The following is a 23,080-nucleotide window of genomic DNA, read 5'->3' on the forward strand; positions in this document are numbered from 1 at the left end:
ACCCCGAGCCGGGCGGCGAGTTCGGTGCCCGGCCAGAAGCGGTGCGTCTGCAGCAGGGACAGCAGCCGGAGCGTCCGTGAGCTGGTGTTCGCCATGTTTTCCAGATTAGTCGGCAAAGCGGTCAGAAACTGGCCGCTGTGCCTTCTAGCGTCGGAACCAACCGAACCGACGAGAGAGGCAGGACCGAGATGACCACGATCGAACACCAGGAGGCCGAGAAAACCGCGTTGCTCGCCGAACTGGCCAAGCAGCGGGGCTTTCTGCACTACACCGCACGCGAACTGACCGACGAGCAGGCCAAGCTCACCCCCACCGCCAGCGAGTGCTGTGTCGGCGGGCTGATCAAGCACGTCACGGTGGTGGAGGACAAGTGGACGCAGTTCATGCAGAAGGGCGCCTCGCCGGAGGACGACTTCCAGGGCTTCGACTCACCGCAGATGCAGGAGCACATGAACGGGTTCCGGTTGCTCGACGGCGAGACCCTGGACGGGATCCTCGCCGAGTACGAACGGGTCGCGGCGCGCACCGAGGAGGTCGTGCGCGCGCTGCCGAACCTGGAGGTCGCCCACCAGCTACCCAAGGCGCCCTGGAACGAGCCCGGTGAGCAGTCGGCACGCACCACGCTGCTGCACATCCTGGCCGAGACCGCGCAGCACTCGGGGCACGCGGACATCATCCGGGAGACCATCGACGGGCAGAAAACGATGGGCTGAAGGGCTCCGGCGTGCGCGCAGTTCTCAGACGTGCACGCCGTGCTCGGCGAGCCAGGGCTGCGGGTCGATCTTCTTCCCGCTCGGGTTCCACACCTCGAAGTGGCAGTGGTATCCGGTGGACTCGCCGCGCATACCGACCCGGGCGATCTGTTCCCCGGCCTTGACCCGCTGACCGGGGTGCACCGAGAAGTCGTACATGTGCCCGTAGACGAGGATCGTGCCGTCGTCGAGCCGCTCGCGGACCCAGAGGCCGAAACCGCTCGCCGGGCCGGCTTCGATGATCTCGCCGTCCGCGGCGGCGTAGATCGGCGAATGCGGGGCGGCGGCGAGATCGATGCCGTAGTGGAAGGTACCCCAGCGCGCCTCGAAACCGGAGGTGAACCGGCCGTCGGCGGGCTTGACGTACTTCGGCCGGTTCGCCTCGGCGTGCTCGGCCTCGACCGCGGAGATGGCGCGCTGATTGTCCCGGATCTGCGCGGCCGCGGCGGATGCGCTGCTGTCCTGCGCGGTGAGCAGCAGGTCCGGGGAGTTGGGTTCACCGCCGCCCATCGCGTTCGCGCCCTCGGCGAGGGGCTGGTGCAGTGCGCGGGGCGAGAGGTTCATGCTCGCCTTACCGGCCTGGGCGTCCTCGGATCCGGACTGCCACGCCTGGCCGGCGCCCGCGGCGGCGAACGCGCCCGCGGCGACGGCGGCGATCATGATCCGTCCCTTTGTGGTGTTCCTGGATCGGCGTGGCGCGGGAGTGAGCGCCTCTTCTGTGCCAAGCGGCGCCGCCAATCCGAGCGGCGCGGCCTCGGGGAAGGCAGCACCGCGTCCACCAGAGCTACTGTGCCTGGCCAACACGTTCCTCCGTGTTCGGGGAGCCTGATCGCGACCGCGTTGTGCCTCGGGAGCCGAGTCGGGGAACTCGGTGGGTCCTGTTCGGGGAGGTGACCCATTCCCGCAGCGGTACAAGTGATCAAGCCGTGACAACGGACGGAGGGCACAGTAGCGGAAACCCGCCGTGCTCGCCAACACCCCCCACCGCCGAGCGTGTCGGCAACCGGCAGCGGACGCGGGCGGCGGCCGGGGTTGCTACCGTCTTGCACGGTGTCCCGTTCCGTGAAATACCCGATGAGCGCCCCGCCGCGCGCCGTGCCCGCGCGAGTGGTGTTCGCGCTCGTGCTCTCCGTCGCCGGGGTGGTCCTCGCGGCCGTCGGGCTCGGCAGTGGGCTCACCACGCCCGCGGCCCCGCCGGGATTCTCCTCGTCCGTGCTGCTCGTGGTGCTGTTCGCGCTGCCCGCGCTCACCGCCCTCGGGTTCCTCGCCGCGGGCAAACCGGCCGTCGCGGCGGGCCTGCTGACCGGGGCCGGGATGCTCGCCTTCGGCCAGCTGATCACCGGGGCGCAACTGCTCGCCGCGCCGAACGCGACGCTGCGCCCGGAACTGCTGCGCGAGGAAAGCCTGGTCATCCTGCACCCCACGGCCGGTAGCTGGCTGCTGCTCGGCGGCTCGGTGCTCGCGATCATCGCCGGGCTGATGCTGATCCCGCTCGCCGGGCAGGAGAACGACCGGGAACCGGATGGCTCGGATTCACCGCAACGGATCACCGTGCAGGCGGTGATCCTCGGCCTGGTCATTCTCGGCGGGTACCTGCTCGCCGCCCCGTTCTCCTCGACCGATCCGCGTATCCCGGCGAACACGCTGCTGGACCGCTCGGCCCTGGAGGCGGCCGGGATCGTGGTGCTGGTGCTCGGGGTGACGCTGGCCCCGGTACTCGGCGCGTTCGCGCGCTCGCGGCTGTTCGGCGCGGGAATGACCTTCGGCGCCGCGCTCGGGTTCGCGCAGTTCGCCGTGCCCCAGTTCGTGGCCGGTTTCGCGGTGGACGGGCTGAGCCCCGGCGGGTACCAGTTCGTGTATCTGGTGTGCGTGCTGGCGCTGCTCTCGATCGGGATCCGCGGACTCCGCGCTTCGCGGACGGAACCGAAGGAACAGCGCGGTGCCGAGCTGCCCGGCCAGCGCAGGCTGCTGGTCACGGCGGGAATCAGCGGGCTGCTCGCCGCGGTGTGCGCCGCGCTGGCCACCGCGGTCCCGGTACTCGACCTGCCGCCGATGTTCGCCGAACTGGACACCACCGCGCACACCATCCTGCTGCCCGCGGCCATCGTGGTAGCGCTCGCCTCGCTGGCCCTGCTCATCCCGGCCTGCGCGGCCTGGGCCCGGCCCGCCTTCGAGGTGGCCGCCGCCGCGCTGCCGCTGGCCCTCGCCGCCGCCGCGGACGGCATCTCCACCGCGACCAGCGTCGTCGACCTCGGTATCGGGGTCACCGGCTGGGTGTGGCTGCTGGTGATCGCACTGCTCGCGATCGTGGTCGCGGTCATCGCGGCGGCCTTCGTCGGCGGGATCGAGCGCGACGACGTGGACATGAGCAGGCGTTCGGTCAACCCGCTCGTACTCGGCACCGGGATCCTCGGCTTCCTCGCGGGCCTGCTCGGCTTCGCGTTCCCGGTGCTCACCGGGCGTGACTATCTGCCGGCCGGTCTGGTCACCGACTTCCGGATCAGCTCGTGGGGCATGGTGCTCGCCCTGCTCGCGGTGCTGGTCGCGGTGATCCTCGCCGGGTACGGCAGGCCGCAGCGGGCCGCGGCGCTGCTGACCGGTTCCGCGCTGGTGTTCGTGGTGCGGGCGCTCGAATACCCGATGGGCGAGGGCATCGTGAACGCCCCGGCGATCGGCTTCGGTTTCTGGGCCTGTCTGCTCGCGGTGCTGCTGTTCGCCGTCGGTGCGCTGCTGAGCACGGTCGCCGCGCCGGTGCGCGGACGGGTAAGCTCCCCGGCATGACTGGTCGGATTCGCGTCGTCGTCGCCAAACCCGGCCTCGACGGCCATGACAGGGGTGCCAAGGTGGTCGCCCGTGCACTGCGGGACGCCGGTATGGAGGTCGTCTACACCGGGCTGCACCAGACCCCGGAGCAGGTCGTGGCCACCGCACTGCAGGAGGACGCGGACGCGGTCGGGCTCTCGGTGCTCTCCGGGGCACACATGACCCAGTTCGCCAAGGTCGTGGAACTGCTCAAGGAACAGGGCGCCGAGGACGTGGTGGTGTTCGGCGGCGGGATCATCCCGGACGACGATCTGCCGCAGCTCGCCGAGCTCGGTGTGGCGAAGGTGTTCACCCCGGGCGCGCCCACCGCGGAGATCGTGGACTGGGTGCGGGAGAACGTGCGCGGTGCGGAGGCGGGCGCGCAGGCCTGAGCGCCTCGGCACGCTCAGCGAGGCCGCCGGACGCCTCGCTGAGAGAATCCTCACCGGCTCTTAACCCTTCCCGTGATCGAGTTCACCAGCCCTGATGTGCGCCGATGAGCTCCCAGTGACTAGGGTCGAAGCCGTCTGTCAGCAGATCGCCGGAATCCATGCCCAAGCGTGGGACCTGACGATCAGTGAACCCTGAGCTTCGAGCAGACGACTCAGAGCAGGAGACTCATCAGTGGATCTTTATGAGTACCAGGCGAAGGACCTCTTCGCCGCGCATCAGGTCCCGGTCCTTCCGGGCGAGGTAGCGACCACGCCGGCCGAGGCGCGCGCGGCCGCCGAGCGTATCGGCGGCCAGGTCGTGGTGAAGGCGCAGGTCAAAACCGGTGGCCGGGGCAAGGCGGGCGGCGTCAAGCTCGCCGAGAACCCGGCGGAGGCCGAGGAGAAGGCCAAGGCCATCCTCGGTATGGACATCAAGGGCCACACCGTGCACCGGGTGCTGGTGACCGCGGCCTCGGACATCTCCGAGGAGTACTACTTCTCGTTCTTGCTCGACAGGTCGAACCGCACCTTCCTGGCGATGGCCTCGGCCGAGGGCGGCGTGGAGATCGAGCAGCTCGCCGTCGAGCGCCCGGAGGCGCTCGCCAAGGTGGCCATCGACCCGATCGAGGGCGTGGACAAGGCCAAGGCGACCGAGATCCTCAAGCAGGGCAAGTTCCCGGAGGCCGTGCTGGACGAGGCCGCCGAGGTCGTCGTCAAGCTGTGGGACACCTTCACCGCGGAGGACGCGAGCCTGGTCGAGGTGAACCCGCTGGTGCGGGACCCGCAGGACAAGGTGATCGCCCTGGACGGCAAGGTCACCCTGGACGAGAACGCCGGATTCCGGCACGAGGCGCACGGCGAGCTCGTGGACAAGCAGGCCGAGGACCCGCTGGAGGCCAAGGCCAAGGCGAAGGACCTCAACTACGTCAAGCTCGAGGGCCAGGTCGGGATCATCGGCAACGGCGCGGGGCTGGTCATGTCCACCCTGGACGTCGTCGCGTACGCGGGGGAGAAGCACTCCGGGGTCAAGCCGGCGAACTTCCTCGACATCGGCGGCGGCGCCTCGGCCGAGGTCATGGCGGCCGGTCTGGACGTCATCCTCGGTGACCAGGATGTGCGCTCGGTGTTCGTGAACGTGTTCGGCGGCATCACCGCCTGCGACGCGGTCGCCAACGGCATCGTCGAAGCGCTGAAGATCCTCGGCGACGAGGCGACCAAGCCGCTCGTCGTCCGGCTCGACGGGAACAACGTGGAGGAGGGCCGGCGCATCCTCGCCGAGGCCAACCACCCGCTCGTCACCGTCGTCGACACCATGGACAACGCGGCCGACAAGGCCGCCGAGCTCGCCGCGGCAGGTGCGTGAACATGTCTATTTTCCTCAACGAAGACTCCAAGATCATCGTCCAGGGCCTGACCGGCTCGGAGGGCACCAAGCACGCCACCAAGATGCTGCGCTCGGGCTCGAACGTGGTCGGCGGGGTGAACGCGCGCAAGGCGGGCACCAGCGTCACCATCGAGGGCAAGGACCTCCCGGTGTTCGGCACCGTGGAAGAGGCCATGAAGGAGACCGGGGCGAACGTCTCGGTGCTGTTCGTGCCCGCGAAGTTCACCAAGGACGCGGTCATCGAGGCGATCGACGCCGAGATCCCGCTCGCCGTGGTGATCACCGAGGGCGTCCCGGTGCACGACTCCGCCTACTTCTGGGCGCACGCGGTCGCCAAGGGCAACAAGACCCGGATCATCGGCCCGAACTGCCCCGGCATCATCACCCCCGGCAAGTCCAATGCGGGCATCATCCCCTCGGACATCACCGGCGGCGGCAAGATCGGGCTGGTCTCCAAGTCCGGCACGCTGACCTACCAGATGATGTACGAGCTGCGGGACATCGGCTTCTCCACCGCGATCGGCATCGGCGGGGATCCGGTCATCGGGACCACGCACATCGACGCGCTCGAGGCCTTCCAGAACGACCCGGAGACCGAGGCCATCGTGATGATCGGCGAGATCGGCGGGGACGCCGAGGAGCGCGCCGGTGAGTACATCAAGGCCAACGTGAGCAAGCCGGTCGTCGGTTACGTCGCCGGGTTCACGGCCCCGGAGGGCAAGACCATGGGGCACGCGGGCGCGATCGTGTCCGGTTCCTCCGGTACTGCCCAGGCCAAGAAGGAAGCACTGGAGGCGGCCGGGGTCAAGGTCGGCAAGACGCCGTCCGAGACCGCGCTGCTCATGCGCGAGATCATGCAGGGCAAGTAAAGAACGCGTCTGGGAATTCCCAGAACTTTCCGCGGCGGCCGGGCACCCACAGCGGTGCCCGGCCGTTGTGTCGTATGGACCCGTGGCCGTTCGGGCGATCGTGGCGCGCCCGAACACGAGCGCCGCCGGGCCAGCTACCGTGTGACCCGTAAACGACAGGCGATCGAGCCGAAAACCGGAGCAGAGACCATGACCTTCAACCCGGCCGAGCAGGGCCAGGGCCAGTACCCGCAGAACCAGTCGGCTTCCGGCCCGTTCCAGCAGCAGCCCGGTTTTCCCCCGGGACAGTCCGGCCAGGTACCGCCATGGCAACAGCAGGCACAACAGCAACAGCAGTCTCAGCAGCAACAGTCGCAGCAGCCGCCGCGGGTGCCGCCGCAGCCCGCCGACTACCGCAAGCCCGCGGCGCCGAGCCCGTTCGCCTCGCTGCAGATGTCCACCTGGCTCGCGCTGGCCACGGCCGCGACCGGGCTGCTCGCCTGGATCCTCTCGCTGTTCGGTGGTGCGCCGATCAGCCTCACGTTCACCCTCGGCGCCGCGGTGCTCGGCCTGCTCGTGCTGCTCCCCGGTGAGGACAAGGCCCCGAAGGTGCTGCCGTTCGCCGGTGCCGCGGCCGCGGTCGGTGGCCTGCTCGCCATCAGTGCCGCGGTGAACACCGGTTTCGGCGGGGACGCGATCGGCGTGATCTCGTTCATCCTGGTGGTGCTTCAGCTCTTCGCCGGGGTCGGCGCGGTGCTCTTCGAGTACGGCCTGGTCACGATGCCGCCGCCGGGACCGGCCCGGCCCGCCCAGCCGGTCGCGCCCGCCGCGCAGCAGGCCCAGCCGTGGCAGGGCACGACCCAGCCGAACGCCGCGTACCAGCAGCCGCAGGCCACCCAGCAGCCGCAGGCGACCGCGCAGCCCCAGCAGCAGGGGGTCGGGAACTTCGATCCGAACCTGTTCGAATCGGGCGCCTTCCCCCCGGTCGCCGGGGACAGCGGTACCAAACAGTTCAGCCCGCCGAACACGAACGGTTGATCCTCGGTCACAGGTTCACCCGATGCGGCGCCGCCGTGCCCGGCGTGGCACGGCGGGACGGCCGATGGCCCGCGGGCATAGTTGACCCATGTCACGGGCGACCATCGAGCGAGAAACCGGAGTAGCGCGGGCACGCCGCACGGCGAACGAACCCGATGAACTGTTGCGCGCACCGCGTCCCTCGATTCCGGTGCTGATCCGTTCCGCGGGGCTCGCCTACCTCGGTGCGCTGCTCGCCGGGTACGCGGTGTGCGCCGCGATCGCCGCGGTGGTGCTCGCGTCCGCGCCGAACGCCCCGTTCTCGGCCGGGTTGAGCTTCGGCTCCGCGCTGTTGCTCTGGCTCGGCGCGAACCATGTCCCGCTCACCATCTCCGGCGCCGAACTCGGTGTCCTCCCGCTCGCCCTGACCCTGCTGTTCGGCTGGTTCCTCGCCCGCGCGGCCCGGACCACGGTGCGCCGCAGGGAAACCCGCGACCCCGCGCACGGTGGCGTGGTGTGCGCGGTGCTGGCTGGCTCGAACGCGATCGCCGGCGCGGTGATCGCCGGATGCGTCGGCGGCGCCTCCCCGGTGACCGCTTTCTTCGCCTGCGCCGTGCTCGGTGGACTCGCCGCGCTGCTCGGGGTGCTGCGGGACAGCGGGATCCTGGACCTGATCCGGGACCGGCTCGGCCCGCTGGGCACCCACGGGGTGCGGCTGGGCATCATCGCGGTGTTCGGGCTGATCGCCATGGGCGCGGTGACCTTCGCGCTCGCCTCCCTGGTGTGCGCGGGCACCGGGGCGAGCCTGTTCGAGCTCGCCGCGCCCGGCGCCGGAAGCGGCTTCGGCATGTTGCTGCTGTGCCTCGGATATCTGCCCAACGCGGCGATCGCGGGACTGTCCTTCGCCGCGGGGCCCGGATTCTCGCTCGGCACGTACTCCGCGAGCCCGGTCGGATTCCACGGTGGCGCGGTTCCCCCGATGCCGCTGCTCGCCGCACTGCCCGACCACTTTTCCGTCTGGTGGCTGGTCTTTTTCGCGCTCCCCCTGATGGCGGGTGCCGCGATCGGCTGGCTGGCCCGCACGCTCGACGAGTCCCCGATACAGCGGCTGCGCATCATCGCCATCGCCGCACTCGTCGCCGCGGTCTTCGTGCTCGTCCTCGCGGCACTCGCGGGCGGCGCGCTCGGCGCGGGCGCGGTCGATCCGGTCGTGGTACCCGCCGGTGGGCTCGCGCTCGCCGTTTTCGGCTGGATAGGGCTGGTCGGTGGTACCGTGACCTGGTTCGCGGGCCCGAGCCTGCTGCCCGAGTCCGTGCCGGATGCCGAGGACGAGCAGGAGCCGGATCTCCTCGGTGAGTTCGACGACCTCGAGGACTCCGCCGAGGCCGCGGAACCCGCCGAGCCAGTGGAGGAGGAACCGGACTCCGGGCGGGAGTAGCCCATGGCAGGTCCGCTCGAGGGCAGGGTCGCCCTCGTCGCAGGGGGAACGCGCGGGGCGGGCCGGGGTATCGCGGTGCAGCTCGGTGCCGCGGGCGCGACCGTGTACGTCACCGGGCGCACCGGAGCGGGCAGCGTCTCGGAGATGAACCGGCCGGAGACGATCGAGCAGACCGCGGCGCTCGTGGACGAGGCGGGCGGGACCGGGATCCCGGTCCGGGTGGATCACCTCGAACCCGGCCAGGTCCGCGCGCTCGTGGCCCGGATCGAACGCGAACAGGGCGCCCTGCACATCCTGGTGAACGACATCTTCGGGCTGACCCGGATGGAGTGGGACCGGCCGCTGTGGGAGTGCTCGCTCGAGGACGGGCTGCACCTGCTGCGGCTCGCCGTGGACACCCACGCGATCACCAGCCACTGCGCCATTCCGCTGCTGATCAGGGAACCCGGGGGACTGGTCGTCGAGGTCACCGATGGCACCGCCGAGTACAACGCGGCCAACTACCGGGTGTCCTTCTTCTACGACCTGACCAAGACCGCGAACATCCGGATGGCCGTCGCGCTCTCCCGCGAACTTCCCGCGCACGGGGCGAGCGCGGTCTCGGTCACGCCGGGCTGGCTGCGCTCGGAGGCGATGCTCGACGCCTACGGGGTCACCGAGGAGAACTGGACCGAGGCCACGAACCGGTCCCCGCACTTCGCGATCTCGGAAACCCCGGCGTTCGTCGGCAGGGCCGTTGCCGCGCTCGCCGCCGACCCCGATCGCGCAAGGTGGAACGGGCACTCCCTGTCCAGTGGCGGGCTCGCCGGGGTCTACGGGTTCACCGATCTGGACGGCAGCAGCCCGGACTGCTGGCGCTATGTCACCGAGGTGCAGGACGCGGGCAAACCTGCCGACGTCACCGGTTATCGATAGCTGCCCACGTAGTCGTAACCGGTGTTCAGGCTCGCCTTGTCCGGATAGGCGGGGGCGAGCGCGTCATGCGGGCGGATCGTCTGGTCCACCAGCTGCGTTCCGTCCGAGTCGCGCACGATCGGGGTGCGGATCGCCTCCGGGGCCTTGGCGTGTTCCACCCAGTCCACGACCGGGGTGAGGAAGTCCGCGTCCACTTTGGTGCCCGCTCCGGTGAGGCAGTGGTGTGCTCCCGGGATGAGATAGAACCGGGAAAACTCTTTGCTGGCGGCGAATCCGCCCGCGGAGCGTTCGAGTGCGGCGTAGTAGTCGATGCTCGACCACGGGGAGATCGCCTGATCCGCCCAGCCGTGGTAGAGCAGCAGTCTGCCGCCGTGGGCGCGGAACCGGGACAGATCCGGGTCGTTCGCGTTGTAGATCCGGTCGCCGAGCCGGTTGAGCGCGGTGAACTCCGCGTCGGTGAACCGCACATCCGCGAGATCGAAACCGGCGGGCGGATTCTGTCGGTAGGCAAGGTATTTCAGGTAGTTGAGGCCGAGCCGGGCCGCGGTGCTGTGCGCGCCACCGATGAGCCATTCGCGCCAGGCGAGCTCGGAACCGTAGGGTTCGCCGCCGTTGAACAGGTTCCGCCCGGCCGCGTCCCGCGGTCCCCGGTAGAGCTCGCGCACCGTGTGCACCTGGGCCGGGGTGAGGCAGCCGGGGGAGTCGGTGCCCCGCGCGCAGGCCAGGCTCGCCGGATCGAAGCCGCAGTGCCGCGGATCGGTGATCACGCCGAGCCCGCCGTTGCCGTTGCCGTTCCCGCAGGCTTCGAGCACCGCCCGGTGCAGTGCGGGCAGTTTCTCCGCGCCCAGGATGTCCCGCCCGTTCGCATCGGTGTTCACCCTGGCCAGCCAGGGCTGGTAGAGCCCGAGCAACGGGGCCCAGTTGTTCGCCGGGGCACCGGCCACGATCCCGTCGAAGTCATCGGGATAACGCTGGGCGAGCATCATCGCCTCGCGCCCGCCACCGGAGCAACCGTCGTAGTAGGAGTACGTGGGCGCGCGGCCGTAGAAGCGCGCGATCACCGCCTTGGCCAGCCGTGCCGTGCTGTGCTCCGAGGTCAGCCCGAAAACCCGGCGCAGCCCGGGATCGTGCGCGCCCCAGCGGCCGTCGGACGGGTCCGCCGAACGGTGCCCCTGGTCGTCGGCCGCCACCGCGAAGCCGGAATTCGCCGGTGCCGCACACTCCGCCGAGTCCGCCGGGCCGAGCGGGATCTGCCCGCACAGCCCGCCGCAACCGCGCTGCAGATACCGGCCACGCCAGCCGTGCGTGGGCAGCCGGATCTCGAAGTGGGTACCCGGTTCCAGCACACCGTGCAGCACGCAGTACGAACCCTCGGTCTTCGCCGAGCTCACCCGCGCCTGCGGGAATCCGGTGCCCGCGAGCTGCGGGCAGGCCATCCGCGGGGAACCGGCCGCGGGCCCGGCGGCGGCGAGGGAGCCCGCGCACAGCAGCAGGCACAGGAACAGGACACGCACCGCGCTATCCGATCATGCCTTGGCCTCCGGCGGTAGCGGATTCTCGGCGATACGCGCCGCGGCGCCGTCGAGCAGGAACCGGATCCCGGAGTGGAACTGGTGCTCCAGCGAGTCCCCGGAGAATTGCCGTTCGACCGACGCGGGATCGCGCTTGGCGCGGGCGAGGAGCTTTTCCATGGCATAGCGCGGATCCCGGTGCCCTGGCGTGGGGAAAACCTCCTGCTCCTCGATGACGAAGCCGATCGTGTAGTGGTACATCGCCATGATCAGGTCCGTGGCGTCCTCGGTGCCGAATCCGGCGGCCCGCAGGATCGGCAGGATCCGTTTGTCCGGCGTGCTCATGAAGGTCTTTCCGGTGTAGAAGGTGCCGGAGACCAGCTTGGCCCCGTCCCGGTGCGCGAGCATCAGGCCGCGCAGGAACCGCGCGGCCTCCCATAGTTCGGTGCGCCAGTCCCGGTGCGGGGAGTCGAAATCCACCTGCTCGGCCGCATCGTCGAGGACCGCGCTCGCGAGCTCGTCGAGCAGCTGCTCCTTGTTCTTCACGTGCCAGTACAGGGCGGGCGCCTGCACGCCGAGTTCGGTCGCGATGCGGCGCAGGGTGAGGCCTTCGAGCCCGACCTCGTCGAGCAGGCGCAGTGCCGTGCGCACGATCTGCTCGCGGGTGAGCTTTGCCGCCGAACTGGACATGACTTCCGACTCCGATCGTGGTTGACGATCCCACTTTAACGGCGTTAAGGTGTATTTAACAACGTTAAGTTCGGCATGTTGGAGGGGTAATGCAGGTGGATGTCGCGATCATCGGCGCGGGACCGACCGGTTTGATGCTCGCTTATGAACTGCGGCTGGCCGGGGTCTCGGTGGCCGTGCTCGAACGGGACGCCGAGCGCAGTAGCCAGTCCAAGGCGCTGAACCTGCAGCCGCGTACCGCCGAGGTGCTGGACATGCGCGGGCTGCTCGACTCGTTGCTGACCAGGTCCGTCGGCAGCATCCCGGACGGGCATTTCGCCGCGCTGCCCGAACCGCTGCGCTACGAAGGCTGGCGGACCCGGCACGATCATCAGGTTCGTATCGCCCAGACCGATACCGAGACAGCGCTCGAACAGGCCGTCGCCGATGTGGTGTGGCGCGAGCGCGAGCTGGTCGGGCTGGAGCAGGACGAGAACGGAGTGACCGCGCGGCTCGCCGATGGTGCGGAGGTGACCGCGCGCTGGCTGGTCGCCGCGGACGGCGGGCGCAGCACGGTGCGCAAACTGCTCGGCACCCCGTTCGACGGGCGTGCTGCCAGGATGCGAGCCCTTGTCGCGGACATCACCCTGGCCAGCGGGGCCGAGTGGCTGGCGAGCGAGTTCACCTCGATCCGTGATTTCACCGGGGATGTCGAACGCTGGGCGCCGTTGTTCCCGATCGGCGGCGGCAAGTACCGCATCATGCTCACCGGCGAACGCCAGCAGCGGGCCGCCAAGGACGATCCGGTCACCGAGGAGGAGATCCGGGAAGGGCTCGCCGTGGTCCACGGCGATCAGGTGACCCTCGGTGAACTGCTCATCGGCTCGCGGTTCACCGACGCCAACCGCCAGGTGCGGAACTACCGCGAGGGCCGGGTGTTCTACGCGGGCGATGCGGCCCACATCCACCTGCCCGCCGGCGGCCAGGGGCTCAACCTCGGCATGCAGGACGCGGTCAATCTCGGCTGGAAGCTCGCCGCGGTGCTGCGCGGGGAAGCCCCGGAAACCCTGCTGGACAGCTACCACGCCGAGCGGCACCCGGTCGGCGCGCGGGTACTGCAGAACACCAGGGCGCAGGGCATCCTCATCGGGCTCGCTCGGGATCCGGACGGCACGGCGCTGCGCGAGACCTTCACGACCCTGATGGCCTTCCCCGAGGTGAACCGGTACCTGGCCGGGATGGTCTCCGGACTGGACATCCGGTACCCGAGCGACTGCGGGCACGAACTGGCCGGGCGGCGGCTGATCGACTACGACCTCGCCGACGGCGGGCGCGCCTTCGAGCGGATGCGCTCCGGGGAATGGGTCACGCTCACCGCGGCGGAAGTGCCCGGACTGGAGGCCGAGACGGTGCTGGTGCGCCCGGACGGATACGTGCACTGGGCGGGCGAGCGCGCGGGGCTCGAGGCCGCGCTGGCCACCCGGTTCGGCTCGGTCCCGGTCACCACATAGGGTTAGGTACGTGCAGACCCAGTTGGCCGACGGCACCCTCGCGCTGCCGCCGACCGCTCGGGTCGTCGTGCTCGTCTCCGGTTCGGGAACCCTGCTGCAGGCGCTGCTCGACGACTCCTCCCTTCCGGTGCGCGTGGTCGCGGTCGGTGCGGACCGGCCCGGGATCGAGGGCCTGGAGCGGGCGCGGCGGGCGGAGGTGCCCACGTTCGTGACCCGGCTCCGCGATCATGACGGCCGGGAAGGATGGGACACCGCGCTCGCCGATGCGGTGGCCGCCCACGAACCCGATCTGATCGTCTCGGCCGGGTTCATGAAGATCCTCGGGCCGGTGTTCCTCGCCCGGTTCGCGCCACGGGTGATCAACACGCATCCGGCGCTGCTTCCCGCCTTCCCCGGTGCGCACGCGGTGCGCGAGGCGCTCGACTACGGTGTGCGGGTGACGGGCTCGACGGTGCACCTCGTCGACGGCGGAACCGATACCGGTCCGATCCTCGCGCAGGAACCCGTCGCGATCGCACCCGGCGATGACGAACAGACCTTGCACGAACGGATCAAGGCCGTCGAACGGCGACTGCTCGTGGCGACCGTGACACGACTCGTGCACGAAGGCTGCACGATCAAGGGACGAAGGGTGGAATTCCCGTGACCGAAGTACGGCGCGCGCTGATCGGGGTCTCCGACAAGCGTGGACTGCTCGAGCTGGCGACCGGACTGCACGCCGCCGGGGTGGAGATCGTCTCGACCGGGGGCACCGCGCGCACCATCGCCGACGCGGGCGTTCCGGTCACCAAGGTCGAGGAGCTGACCGGCTTCCCGGAGAGCTTCGACGGCCGGGTCAAGACGCTGCATCCGCGGGTGCACGCCGGCCTGCTCGCCGACACCACCGAGGCAACCCACCGCGAACAGCTCGAGCGCCTGGACATCGCCGCCTTCGAACTGCTCGTGGTGAACCTCTACCCGTTCGCCGAGACCGTGGCCTCCGGGGCGGGCGAGCAGGACTGCGTGGAGCAGATCGACATCGGCGGTCCGGCCATGGTGCGCGCCGCCGCGAAGAACCACCGCAATGTCGCCGTGGTCGTCGACCCGCAGCGCTACGACTGGGTGCTCGACCGGGTGCGCGCGGGCGGGTTCTCCTTCGAGGAGCGCCGGGGGCTTGCCGCGGAAGCGTACCGGCACACCGCCTCCTATGACGTGGCGGTCGCGAACTGGTTCGGCCAGGTCCTCGAAGACGACTCCTGGACCGGCGCGACCTGGCAGCGCAGCGCCGAACTGCGGTACGGGGAGAACCCGCACCAGTCGGCCGCGCTCTACACCGACGGCAGCGGTACCGGTCTTGCCGGCGCGGAACAGTTGCACGGCAAGGAAATGTCCTACAACAACTACGTGGACGCCGATGCCGCCTGGCGCGCCGCGTTCGACCACACGGACCCCTGCGTGGCGATCATCAAGCACGCCAACCCGTGCGGTATCGCCGTGGCCGAGGACCTCGCCGAGGCGCACCGCAAGGCGCACGCCTGCGATCCGACCTCGGCCTTCGGCGGGGTGATCGCGGTCAACGGCGAGGTGAGCGTGGCCCTGGCCGAACAGGTCGCCGAGATCTTCACCGAGGTCATCGTCGCGCCCTCCTACGCCGACGGCGCGGTGGATGTGTTGTCCCGCAAGAAGAACATCCGCATCCTGCGGGCCACCCGCAGTCCGCTGGCCGCCGAGCAGCGGCGCATCTCCGGCGGGCTGCTCGTGCAGTCGGCCGACGCGATCGACGCGGAGGGGGACACGGCGAAGGACTGGACGCTCGCCTGCGGGGAGCCCGTGGACGCGGCCACCCTCGCCGATCTCGAGTTCGCCTGGCGCGGGGTGCGCGCGGTGAAGTCGAATGCCATCCTGCTCGCCGCCGACCGCGCCACCGTCGGCGTCGGCATGGGCCAGGTCAACCGGGTCGATTCCGCGCGGCTCGCGGTGCAGCGCGCGGGGGAGCGGGTCGGCGGCTCGGTTGCCGCCTCGGACGCGTTCTTCCCCTTCCCGGACGGGCTCGAGGTGCTCACCGAGGCCGGGGTGCGCGCGGTGGTGCAGCCGGGCGGCTCGGTACGCGATGAAGCGGTCATCGAGGCTGCGCGCAAGGCGGGGATCACGATGTACTTCACCGGAACCCGGCACTTCTTCCACTGAGCACCGGGAAACCGCTCAGCGGAAGGCGGCGAGGTTCTCGGCGAGGAAGGCGCGCAGGCTGCGTGGCGGGGTACCGGTGATGGCGGCGATGTCCTCGCTGCGCCACGCCGCATCGCCGTCGGCGATCAGGCCGAACACCTGAGCGTTGGAGCTCGCGACGGCTTCGGGAACGCCCGCCTCGATCATCGCCTCGCGGTGCTGCGCGGGGGAGATACGGCGGTACTCGATCTCCCGGCCGAGCGCGCGGGTCAATTCCGCGGCGACCTCGGTGTAGCCGATCAGTTCGGGACCGGTGAGCAGATAGGTCCGGCCCGCGTGCTTGTCCGGCGCGGCGGCGCACGCCGCTGCGGTGGCACCGACATCGCGGGCGTCGACCATCGCGAACCGGCCCTCGCCCGCCGACATCGTGAATCCGCCGGTCTGCCTGATCGTCGGTGCGACAGCGAACAGGTTCTGCATGAACAGGTTCGGAGCGAGCAGCGTATACGCGAGCCCGGTCGAGGCCAGGTGTGCCTCGATCCGCGCGTGGTCGCGGCGGCGCTCGACCGGGGAGTCGGCCGTGGCCTTGTGATTGGTGATCTTCACGATGTGCGCCACCCCGTTGCCGACGGCGCTGTCGATGATCGCGATCTCCTGATCGGGCCGGGACGGGGTGACGAGCAGGACGGTGTCGACGCCGCGCATCGCCGCGTCGAGCGTCTCGGGCCGGTCGAAGTCGCCCACGGCGATGTCGACCTCCGCCGCGTCCCCATAGCTCGCACGGGACGGATCGCGGACCAGCGCACGCGTGGGGTGCTGCCGCGCGGCGAGCATCCGGACCGCTTCCGCTCCGACTTTTCCGGTCGCTCCGGTAACCAGGATCATGACTGTCGATCCTGCTCGCCCCGGCCTCTCGTGTGAAGACGGCACTTGCCGGACAGCGAGGCACCGGATGGATACCGGCGGATGCGCACGGACGCCCGGCCCCGCTACCGGCGGTCGCCCATCATGCAGGGTTCGACCAGGTCGACTCCCGGGCGGATCCGGGCCGCGCGCGCCAGCCTGCGCTGTGCGCGCGTCGGTTTGTCCGCCCATGCTCGTGCCCAGCGGACCGCGAGTACGGCGAGTGCGATGCCGAGCAGCGTTTCGATCGCGAAGACGGTGAGGACGGTACTCATGTACTCAGACTGTGCCCGCCGACCGTGAACGTCCAGGTTGACTTTTTTGTCAGTACCGTGAAGCATCGGCTACATGATCGATTTGCGCAGGTTGCACGTGCTGCGCGCGGTCGACCACTACGGCTCGGTGACCGCTGCCGCGCACGCCTTGCACTTCACCCCTTCGGCCGCCTCGCAGCAGATCCGCCAGCTCGGCAGGGAACTCGGGGTGACCCTGCTGGAGCCCGCGGGGCGCAAGGTCCGGCTCACTCCGAGCGCGCTGAGCCTGCTCGCGCACGCCGACGCGATCCACGAACGGTGGGAACAGGCGGAGATCGAGCTGCACTCCGAATGGCAGGAGGCGGCCGGACTGCTGCGGCTCTCCGCTTTCCCCACCGCGCTGTCCAGCCTGCTCGCGCCCGCCTGCGCGCGGCTGCGCGAACGGCACCCGCGGCTGCAGGTGCGGCTGCGCGAGGATCCGGTGCACGAGACCTTCAATCTGCTCTTCGAGGGCGTTGTCGAACTCGGGGTGGTGGAGATGACCCCGGACAATCCCACGCTGGGGGATCCGCGATTCGATCAGCGCCCCCTGCTCGACGACCCGTTCGACCTGGTGGTGCGCGCCGACCACGCGGTCGCCGGGCGGGACCGGATCGACCTGATCGAGCTGGCCGACGAGGACTGGATCGTGCCGCCCGAGGTCGTGCCGTGCCGGGCCCAGACACTCGCGGCGTGCACGGCGGCCGGATTCACCCCGACGATCGCGCACGAGGCCGTGGAGTGGTTCGCCACCGGAGCGCTGGTCGCGAACGGTCTCGGGGTGGCGCTCGTGCCGCGCATGGTGCACATTCCGCCGCATCTGCCCGTGGTGCGCGTGCCGTGCGCGGGCAACCCCAGCCGCAAACTGCTCACCGCCACCCGAAGGGGAGCGCGCGGGCACCCCGGGGTCGCCGCCGCCGTGGAAATGCTGGAGGAGCTCGCCCCGACCGCGGTCGCGGAACCGTGAGTATGTGGTGCCCCGTCTAGAAGCCGAACTTGACCACCTTCTCCGGGATGATGCGCACGATGACCCGTACCGAGCCGTCGTCCGGGCTGTCCGCGCCGAGGTAACGGTGCGCCAGCTCGCCGATCAGCCGACCGGCGCCGTGCTCGGTCAGTTCCGCCGTCCCGCGGATCTCCACGGCCCGGTACGGATTCCCGGCGTCGGTGACCGCGAGGCTGATCCGCGGGTCACGGGCCAGATCGCGGCCCTTGCGCGCATCGCGGCGGGTGACGAACACGATCGTGTCACCCTCCCGGCGCGCCCACACCACCGAGGACCGGGGTGCGCCATCGGGTCCGAGCGTGGCCACGCTCGGGAAGATCAGGCCATCGAGCAGGGCTCGGGTGGGCTCGTCGAATGTCGCCGTCATGGGGCCGACGGTAGCCCGTTCCGCCCACAGCCAGCCGCCGTCTCAGTAGGTGGTGCGGGATTACCTAGACTGAGGTTCCTATGACGCGCGATATCCGGGAACCCCAGCCAGCCGACCCGCTGCGGCATCACGGGGATGTGGACGCCGAACCCGGACTGCTCGATTTCGCGGTCAATGTGCGCGCCACCGAACCACCGCGCTGGCTGCTTGACCGGCTCGCCGCGGAACTGCCCGGTCTCGCGCGCTATCCCTCCGCGCGGTACGAGGAAGCGGCCCGGGCCGCGGTGGCCGCGCGGCACGGCAGGGAACCGGATGAGGTGCTGCCGCTGTCCGGGGCGGCGGAGGCCTTCGCGCTGTTGCCCCGGCTGCGCCCGCGGCACGCCGTGGTCGTGCACCCCTCGTTCACCGAACCCGAGGCCGCCCTGCGTGCCGCGGACATTCCGGTGCACCGGGTCCTGCTCGAGGAATCCGAGGGTTTCGCGCTGCGCCCCGAACTGATCCCGGACGAGGCCGACCTGGTGATTCTGGGCAACCCGACCAATCCGACCGGGCGGCTGCACCACGAGGTGGCCGAGCTCGCCCGGCCCGGACGGCTGCTCGTGGTGGACGAGGCGTTCGCGGATGCCGTCGAGGGGGAACCGGGATCGCTTGCCGCGCAAGGCATTCCCGGAGTGCTCGTAGTGCGCAGCCTCACCAAGACCTTCGCCATTGCCGGGCTGCGGGCCGGATATCTGCTCGGCGAACCGGAACTGCTCGCCCGGCTGCACGCGCACCGTCCACAGTGGCCGGTCGGAACGCTGGGCCTGGCCGCCATCGCCGAATGCGCGAGCGAACGGGCGGTCCGCGCGGCCGCGCTGGAGGCACGGGAGATCGCCGCGGAACGGGAATGGCTCACCGCCCGGCTGACCGAACTCGGGGTGCACGTCTGCGGGCCCGGTGTCGCGCCCTTCCTGCTGCTGCGCGTCCCGGACGGGGAACGGATGCGGCTTTTCTTGCGGGACAAGGGGATCGCGGTGCGCCGCTGCGACACCTTCCCGGGGCTGGGCCCGGATCATCTGCGTATCGCCGTGCGCGAGCGGGCCCTCGCGTCCCGGCTTCTCGAGGCCATGGAGGAGGAACTGTGCCGGTACTCGCCGAGGTGATCAGCGCGCTCGAACGGGCTTATCCGCCCGGACTCGCCGAATCCTGGGACGCGGTCGGGCTGGTGTGCGGTGATCCGGGTGCCGAGATCGAGCGCGCCCTCGTCTGCGTGGATCCGGTCACCGAGACCGTGGAGGAGGCGATCGAACGCGGGGCCGGTCTGCTCGTGGCGCACCATCCGCTGCTGCTGCGCGGTGTGCACGGGGTGCCCGCGGACGATCCCAAGGGCGCGCTGGTGCACCGGCTGATCCGCGCGGGTGTCGCGCTCTACTGCGCGCACACCAACGCCGACGCGGCCGATCCCGGTGTCTCGGACGCGCTCGCCGACGCGCTCGGGCTGCGGGTGACCGGCCCGCTCGCCGCGCACGAGAACGGCCGCACCGGAATCGGGCGGATCGGCACGCTCGCCGAACCGGAACCGTTCGCCACCTTCGTGCGGCGGGTCGGCGCCGCGCTGCCCGCCACCGCCTGGGGCGTGCGCGGAGCGGGGGACCCGGAACGGCCCATCCGCACGGTCGCGGTCTCCGGTGGCGCGGGGGATTCCTATCTCGGGCTGGCGAGCAAACTCGGGGTGGACGCCTATGTGACCGCGGACCTGCGCCATCACCCGGCCGCCGAACACCTCGCGGTCCCCGGGGCGCCCGCACTCGTCGACGTGGCGCACTGGGCCAGCGAGTGGCCGTGGTGCGCACAGGCGGCCGACGTCATCCGCGAGGCCGCGGCGGGTACGGTCGAGACCCTGGTGTCCGGACTGCGGACGGACCCATGGACGGCACACGGCATACAGGAGGCGACACGGTGAAGGTTGACCCAGCGGTGCAGGCCCGGCTGCTTGATCTGGCCGAGACCGATGCCGAACTCGGCCGTATCGAGCACCGCCGGCGGAACCTGCCCGAGCTCGAGGCGCTCAGCGAACTGGAGACGACCCTGCGCGAGCGCCGGGATGCCGTGATCAAGGCCGAGACCGCGCTTTCCGATCTGGACGCGGACGCGGCCCGGCAGGAGAAGGACATCGACAGCGTGCGCGCCCGCGAGGAACGGGACCGCAAACTGCTCGACTCCGGGCTTCCCGGCAAACAGCAGACGGATCTGGAACACGAGCTGGAGACGCTGCACCGCCGGCAGTCCGCGCTCGAGGACGATCTGCTCGAGCTCATGGAACGCCGTGAGGCCGTCGAGGCCGACGTCAAGCACAGCCAGGCCCAGCTGACCGTCACCGAGGACGAGATCAGCAAGGCGAACGAGCGCAGGGACACCGCGCTCGAGGAACTGGACACCAAACACGCGCGCCGCACCGAGGACCGCGAGCAGCTGCTCGGGGAACTGCCCGCGGAACTGGTCACGCTGTACGAGAAGGTGCGCGCGCAGCGGGGGACCGGGGCGGCCATGCTGCGCGCCAAACGCTGCGGTGCCTGCCGGCTCGAACTGGACCGGAGCGCGCTCGCCGAACTGCGCGATGCCGCCGCCGACCAGGTGTGCCGCTGCGAGGAATGCGGCGCGATCCTGGTGCGGACCAAGGAATCCGGGCTGTGAGCACCCCCGCCTCGGCGAGTACGGGGACCGCGGCGCACTGGTCCGGGGCCATGGGGGACCCCCTGCGGCTCGTGCTGCTGCGGCACGGGCAGACCGAGCACTCGGTGCGCCGCTGCTACTCCGGGCGCGGCGATCCGGACCTCACCGAGACCGGGCTGCGCCAGGCCGAGGCCGCCGCGCGCAGGCTCGGTGAACTCGAGGGCATCGCCGCGGTGGTCAGTTCCCCGCTCGGGCGCGCGAGCCAGACCGCCCGCGCCGTCAGCGCGGCCACCGGGGCCCCGCTGGAGATCGACCAGGGACTGGTGGAGCTCGACTTCGGCGAATGGGAGGGGTTGACCTTCGGCGAGGCCGCCCGGCGGTACCCGGACGAACACCGCGCCTGGTTGCGCGATCCCAGCGTGCCCACGCCCGGCGGGGAGAGCTTCGAGCAGGTGCACGAGCGGGTATTGGCCAGCCTCGGGAACCTCGTCGAGCGCCACGGCGGCCAGACCGTGGTACTCGTCAGCCACGTGACCCCGATCAAGACGCTGCTGCGCATCGGGCTCGACGCCGGGCCATCGGTGCTCTACCGCTGCCACCTCGACCTCGCGGGCATCTCCCGGGTGGACTTCTACCCGGACGGCAATGCCTCGGTCACCCTGGTCAACGACACCACGCACCTGCGTTGACCGAGTGGCTCACGCGCTGAGATCGCGGCCCCGGTTCGCCCGGGCGGCCAGCTCCGCGGTCAGCCTGCCCGCCGCGCCGCGCACCGCCGCCTCGGCGCTCTCGCGGACCCTGCCGTCCACGGTGAGCACCCCGGTCTCCTCGACGAAGGTGCCCTCGAGCAGTCGCCCCGCCCCGCGCGCGGCGAGCAGCGGACGCAGCGCGTACTCCAGCGCCACCACCCGGCCCTGTACGCCACCGGTGGCCACCGGCAGCACCGGTTTGCCCGCGAGTGCGTTGCGCGGCAGCAGTTCCAGGACGGACTGCACCAGCCCGCTGTAGCCCGCGCGGTGGATGTGCGCGGCGACCACGAGCGCGTCGGCCCTGGTCACCGCTCGGATCGCGGCGGCGAGTTCGGGTGCCCCGGTCTGCCCGCCGAGCAGGGCGACGGTGGGCAGCTCCCGTGCGGACACCACGGTCACCGTGTGGCCGAGTTCGCCGAGCACGAGGGCGAGCCGGTCGAACAGGACGGCGGGCGCGGACGCGGGCGCGGGTGCGCCGGCGAGCAGGGTCAGCCTCATCGCAGGGCTCCGATCGGTTCGGCGGCCAGTTCGCGCTCCTTCTCCCGCACGATGGGGATCACCGTCCTCCCGAAATGTTCCAGATCCTCGAGGTAGTGCAGGAAACCGAGCAGGATCAGGTTCGCCCCGCGCCGCTTGTACTCGATGATCCGGTCGGCGACCTGTTCCGGGGTGCCGATGAGCCGGGTGCGGAAACCGTCGTTGTACTGCACCAGGTCCTCGAAGTCCGAGTCGGCCCACATCCCCTTGCCGTCCCCGGTCGCCTGTCCTGCCTGGCGGACCGATTCGCGGAAACCTTCCACCGCGCCGGTATCGGCCTTGTCGATGATCTCCCGCAGCAGCGCGCGAGCCTCCTGTTCGGTGTCCCGCACGATCGCGAACCCGTTGAGCCCGAAGCGCACCGCGTGCCCGTTCTGCTCGGCGTACCCGCGGACCTCGGCGACCTGTTCGGTGAAGCCCTCGAAATCTTTTCCGTTCGACAAATACCAGTCGGAGACCCGTCCGGCGAGTTTCCGCGCGGCCGTTGAATTACCACCCTGGAATATCTCGGGATGCGCCCTTCCGGGAACCTCGGCCGGTTGCGGGCGCAGGCTGAAATCGTTGATACGGTAGAAATCACCACGAAAGGTGAAATTGGGTCCGGTCCACAATCCGCGGAGTATCCGGATGAATTCCTCGGTCCTGCGGTAGCGCTCGTCGTGTTCGAGCCACGGCTCGCCGAGTCCGGTAAATTCGCCGGCGAACCAGCCGGAGACGATGTTCACCGCGAAGCGGCCGCCGGAGAGCTGGTCGGCGGTGATACCGAACTTGGCCAGGATCCCCGGATGCCACAGTCCAGGGTGCGCGGCCACGATGAGCTTGAGTTTCTCCGTCGCGAGCAGCAGTCCGAGGCTGAACGCGGCCGGATCGTGCTGCTGGGCCGCGCCGTAGGAGGAGGCATAGCGGACCTGGGAGAGCGCGTAGGAGAACCCGGAATGCTCGGCGAGCCTGGCGAGTTCGGTGTTGTAGTCGAAGCCCCAGTCGGTGCGCTGTTCGATGGTGCTCGTGACGAGGCCGCCGCTCACATTGGGCACCCAGTAGGCGAATTCGAGCGGGGTGTCGAGGTGTGGATTGGGCGCAGCTGTCATTGTTTTCCTCCGTTCCCGAATTGATTCCCTCACCGAGATATTCGGTTCAGCGGCAGACGCCA

24 protein-coding genes and 1 pseudogene are annotated in these 23,080 nt (G+C 70.3%); 16 read left to right on the forward strand and 9 right to left on the reverse strand.

The genetic code is table 11. The annotated features are described in order from the left end of the window. Positions 1–95, reverse strand: a pseudogene (locus AD72_RS36670) (transcriptional regulator); the annotation flags it as partial. A 93-nt stretch (positions 96–188) separates the two neighbouring features. Here AD72_RS36670 and AD72_RS19105 point away from each other — a divergent pair. Beyond that, positions 189–713, forward strand: coding sequence for a DinB family protein (locus AD72_RS19105; RefSeq protein ID WP_031467889.1), 525 nt, complete (start codon positions 189–191; stop codon positions 711–713). Positions 714–737: 24 nt separating this feature from the next. Here the strand turns inward: AD72_RS19105 and AD72_RS19110 are convergent, their stop codons facing one another. Then, positions 738–1,412 carry a M23 family metallopeptidase gene (locus AD72_RS19110; RefSeq protein ID WP_031467890.1) on the reverse strand — a complete coding sequence of 225 codons (675 nt, stop codon included), beginning with the start codon at positions 1,410–1,412 and terminating at the stop codon, positions 738–740. A gap of 390 nt (positions 1,413–1,802) precedes the next feature. Here AD72_RS19110 and AD72_RS19115 point away from each other — a divergent pair, with 390 nt between their 5' ends. The 7 genes from AD72_RS19115 (at position 1,803) to AD72_RS19145 (ending at position 9,587) form a co-directional block, all read left to right on the forward strand. Then, complete coding sequence (locus tag AD72_RS19115) at positions 1,803–3,533, forward strand: hypothetical protein (protein ID WP_156365267.1); 1,731 nt, start codon at positions 1,803–1,805, stop codon at positions 3,531–3,533. Then, the gene (icmB, locus tag AD72_RS19120; protein WP_020496429.1) at positions 3,530–3,946 is read left to right on the forward strand and encodes a coenzyme B12-dependent isobutyryl CoA mutase small subunit; all 417 of its coding nucleotides are present in this window, start codon (positions 3,530–3,532) and stop codon (positions 3,944–3,946) included. The genes AD72_RS19115 and icmB overlap by 4 nt, the downstream gene beginning before the upstream one ends. Before the next feature lie 232 nt (positions 3,947–4,178). Then, entirely contained in the window at positions 4,179–5,348 is a 1,170-nt protein-coding gene (sucC, locus tag AD72_RS19125) for an ADP-forming succinate--CoA ligase subunit beta (RefSeq protein WP_031467892.1), read from the forward strand. Positions 5,349–5,350: 2 nt separating this feature from the next. After that, positions 5,351–6,238 (forward strand): succinate--CoA ligase subunit alpha, encoded by an 888-nt coding sequence (gene sucD / locus AD72_RS19130; RefSeq protein WP_031467893.1) that lies wholly within the window; start codon positions 5,351–5,353, stop codon positions 6,236–6,238. Between the two features lie 189 nt (positions 6,239–6,427). Further along, positions 6,428–7,255 (forward strand): DUF5336 domain-containing protein, encoded by an 828-nt coding sequence (locus AD72_RS19135; RefSeq protein ID WP_031467894.1) that lies wholly within the window; start codon positions 6,428–6,430, stop codon positions 7,253–7,255. An 88-nt stretch (positions 7,256–7,343) separates the two neighbouring features. Continuing rightward, entirely contained in the window at positions 7,344–8,672 is a 1,329-nt protein-coding gene (locus AD72_RS19140) for a cell division protein PerM (protein WP_051898777.1), read from the forward strand. A gap of 3 nt (positions 8,673–8,675) precedes the next feature. Beyond that, positions 8,676–9,587, forward strand: a complete 912-nt coding sequence (locus AD72_RS19145; RefSeq protein ID WP_031467896.1) for an SDR family oxidoreductase — start codon at positions 8,676–8,678, stop codon at positions 9,585–9,587. Here the strand turns inward: AD72_RS19145 and AD72_RS19150 are convergent. Together AD72_RS19150 and AD72_RS19155 are read right to left on the reverse strand one after the other, a co-directional pair. Then, positions 9,578–11,101, reverse strand: a complete 1,524-nt coding sequence (locus AD72_RS19150; protein WP_197285013.1) for a tannase/feruloyl esterase family alpha/beta hydrolase — start codon at positions 11,099–11,101, stop codon at positions 9,578–9,580. The two genes, AD72_RS19145 and AD72_RS19150, sit on opposite strands and share 10 nt — an antisense overlap. 12 nt (positions 11,102–11,113) lie before the next feature. Next, a complete protein-coding gene (locus AD72_RS19155; protein ID WP_031467898.1) occupies positions 11,114–11,788 on the reverse strand; it encodes a TetR/AcrR family transcriptional regulator C-terminal domain-containing protein in 675 nt (224 codons plus the stop codon). An 89-nt stretch (positions 11,789–11,877) separates the two neighbouring features. On the opposite strand from AD72_RS19155, the gene AD72_RS19160 reads away from it, so the two are divergent. The 3 genes from AD72_RS19160 to purH are packed head-to-tail and all read left to right on the forward strand — an operon-like array spanning position 11,878 to position 15,444. Then, a complete protein-coding gene (locus AD72_RS19160) occupies positions 11,878–13,278 on the forward strand; it encodes an FAD-dependent oxidoreductase (protein WP_031467899.1) in 1,401 nt (466 codons plus the stop codon). Between the two features lie 10 nt (positions 13,279–13,288). Then, positions 13,289–13,924: a phosphoribosylglycinamide formyltransferase gene (purN, locus tag AD72_RS19165; RefSeq protein ID WP_031467900.1), complete on the forward strand. Its 636-nt coding sequence runs from the start codon at positions 13,289–13,291 to the stop codon at positions 13,922–13,924. Further along, positions 13,921–15,444 (forward strand): bifunctional phosphoribosylaminoimidazolecarboxamide formyltransferase/IMP cyclohydrolase, encoded by a 1,524-nt coding sequence (purH, locus tag AD72_RS19170; protein ID WP_031467901.1) that lies wholly within the window; start codon positions 13,921–13,923, stop codon positions 15,442–15,444. The genes purN and purH overlap by 4 nt, the downstream gene beginning before the upstream one ends. 15 nt (positions 15,445–15,459) lie before the next feature. On the opposite strand, the gene AD72_RS19175 is transcribed toward purH, so the two are convergent. Together AD72_RS19175 and AD72_RS19180 are read right to left on the reverse strand one after the other, a co-directional pair. Continuing rightward, positions 15,460–16,308, reverse strand: a complete 849-nt coding sequence (locus AD72_RS19175; RefSeq protein WP_031467902.1) for an SDR family oxidoreductase — start codon at positions 16,306–16,308, stop codon at positions 15,460–15,462. A gap of 104 nt (positions 16,309–16,412) precedes the next feature. Continuing rightward, a complete protein-coding gene (locus AD72_RS19180) occupies positions 16,413–16,601 on the reverse strand; it encodes a hypothetical protein (RefSeq protein WP_031467903.1) in 189 nt (62 codons plus the stop codon). A 73-nt stretch (positions 16,602–16,674) separates the two neighbouring features. Between AD72_RS19180 and AD72_RS19185 the strand changes: the two genes are divergently transcribed. Beyond that, positions 16,675–17,586: a LysR family transcriptional regulator gene (locus AD72_RS19185; RefSeq protein WP_031467904.1), complete on the forward strand. Its 912-nt coding sequence runs from the start codon at positions 16,675–16,677 to the stop codon at positions 17,584–17,586. 16 nt (positions 17,587–17,602) lie between these two features. Here AD72_RS19185 and AD72_RS19190 read toward each other — a convergent pair whose 3' ends face one another. After that, positions 17,603–17,992: a PPOX class F420-dependent oxidoreductase gene (locus AD72_RS19190; protein ID WP_031467905.1), complete on the reverse strand. Its 390-nt coding sequence runs from the start codon at positions 17,990–17,992 to the stop codon at positions 17,603–17,605. Positions 17,993–18,072: 80 nt separating this feature from the next. On the opposite strand from AD72_RS19190, the gene cobC reads away from it, so the two are divergent. From cobC to AD72_RS19210, 4 genes are read left to right on the forward strand one after another with little or no spacing between them, the layout of a single operon-like run. Then, positions 18,073–19,134 (forward strand): Rv2231c family histidinol phosphate aminotransferase CobC, encoded by a 1,062-nt coding sequence (gene cobC / locus AD72_RS19195; RefSeq protein ID WP_031467906.1) that lies wholly within the window; start codon positions 18,073–18,075, stop codon positions 19,132–19,134. Then, on the forward strand, positions 19,113–19,934 hold the full coding sequence (locus tag AD72_RS19200; RefSeq protein WP_031467907.1) for a Nif3-like dinuclear metal center hexameric protein: 822 nt from the start codon (positions 19,113–19,115) through the stop codon (positions 19,932–19,934). Before cobC ends, AD72_RS19200 begins: the two co-directional genes overlap by 22 nt. Next, positions 19,931–20,665, forward strand: a complete 735-nt coding sequence (locus AD72_RS19205) for a zinc ribbon domain-containing protein (protein WP_031467908.1) — start codon at positions 19,931–19,933, stop codon at positions 20,663–20,665. The genes AD72_RS19200 and AD72_RS19205 overlap by 4 nt, the downstream gene beginning before the upstream one ends. Beyond that, a complete protein-coding gene (locus tag AD72_RS19210; protein WP_037346458.1) occupies positions 20,662–21,333 on the forward strand; it encodes a histidine phosphatase family protein in 672 nt (223 codons plus the stop codon). Before AD72_RS19205 ends, AD72_RS19210 begins: the two co-directional genes overlap by 4 nt. A gap of 9 nt (positions 21,334–21,342) precedes the next feature. Here AD72_RS19210 and AD72_RS19215 read toward each other — a convergent pair whose 3' ends face one another. Together AD72_RS19215 and sfnG are read right to left on the reverse strand one after the other, a co-directional pair. Then, positions 21,343–21,891, reverse strand: a complete 549-nt coding sequence (locus tag AD72_RS19215; protein ID WP_051898778.1) for an NAD(P)H-dependent oxidoreductase — start codon at positions 21,889–21,891, stop codon at positions 21,343–21,345. Further along, positions 21,888–23,018, reverse strand: coding sequence for a dimethylsulfone monooxygenase SfnG (gene sfnG, locus AD72_RS19220; RefSeq protein WP_031467911.1), 1,131 nt, complete (start codon positions 23,016–23,018; stop codon positions 21,888–21,890). The genes AD72_RS19215 and sfnG overlap by 4 nt, the downstream gene beginning before the upstream one ends. Positions 23,019–23,080 lie beyond the last annotated feature (62 nt).

The organism is Sciscionella sediminilitoris, from assembly GCF_000737195.2.
GTDB lineage: Bacteria > Actinomycetota > Actinomycetes > Mycobacteriales > Pseudonocardiaceae > Sciscionella > Sciscionella sediminilitoris.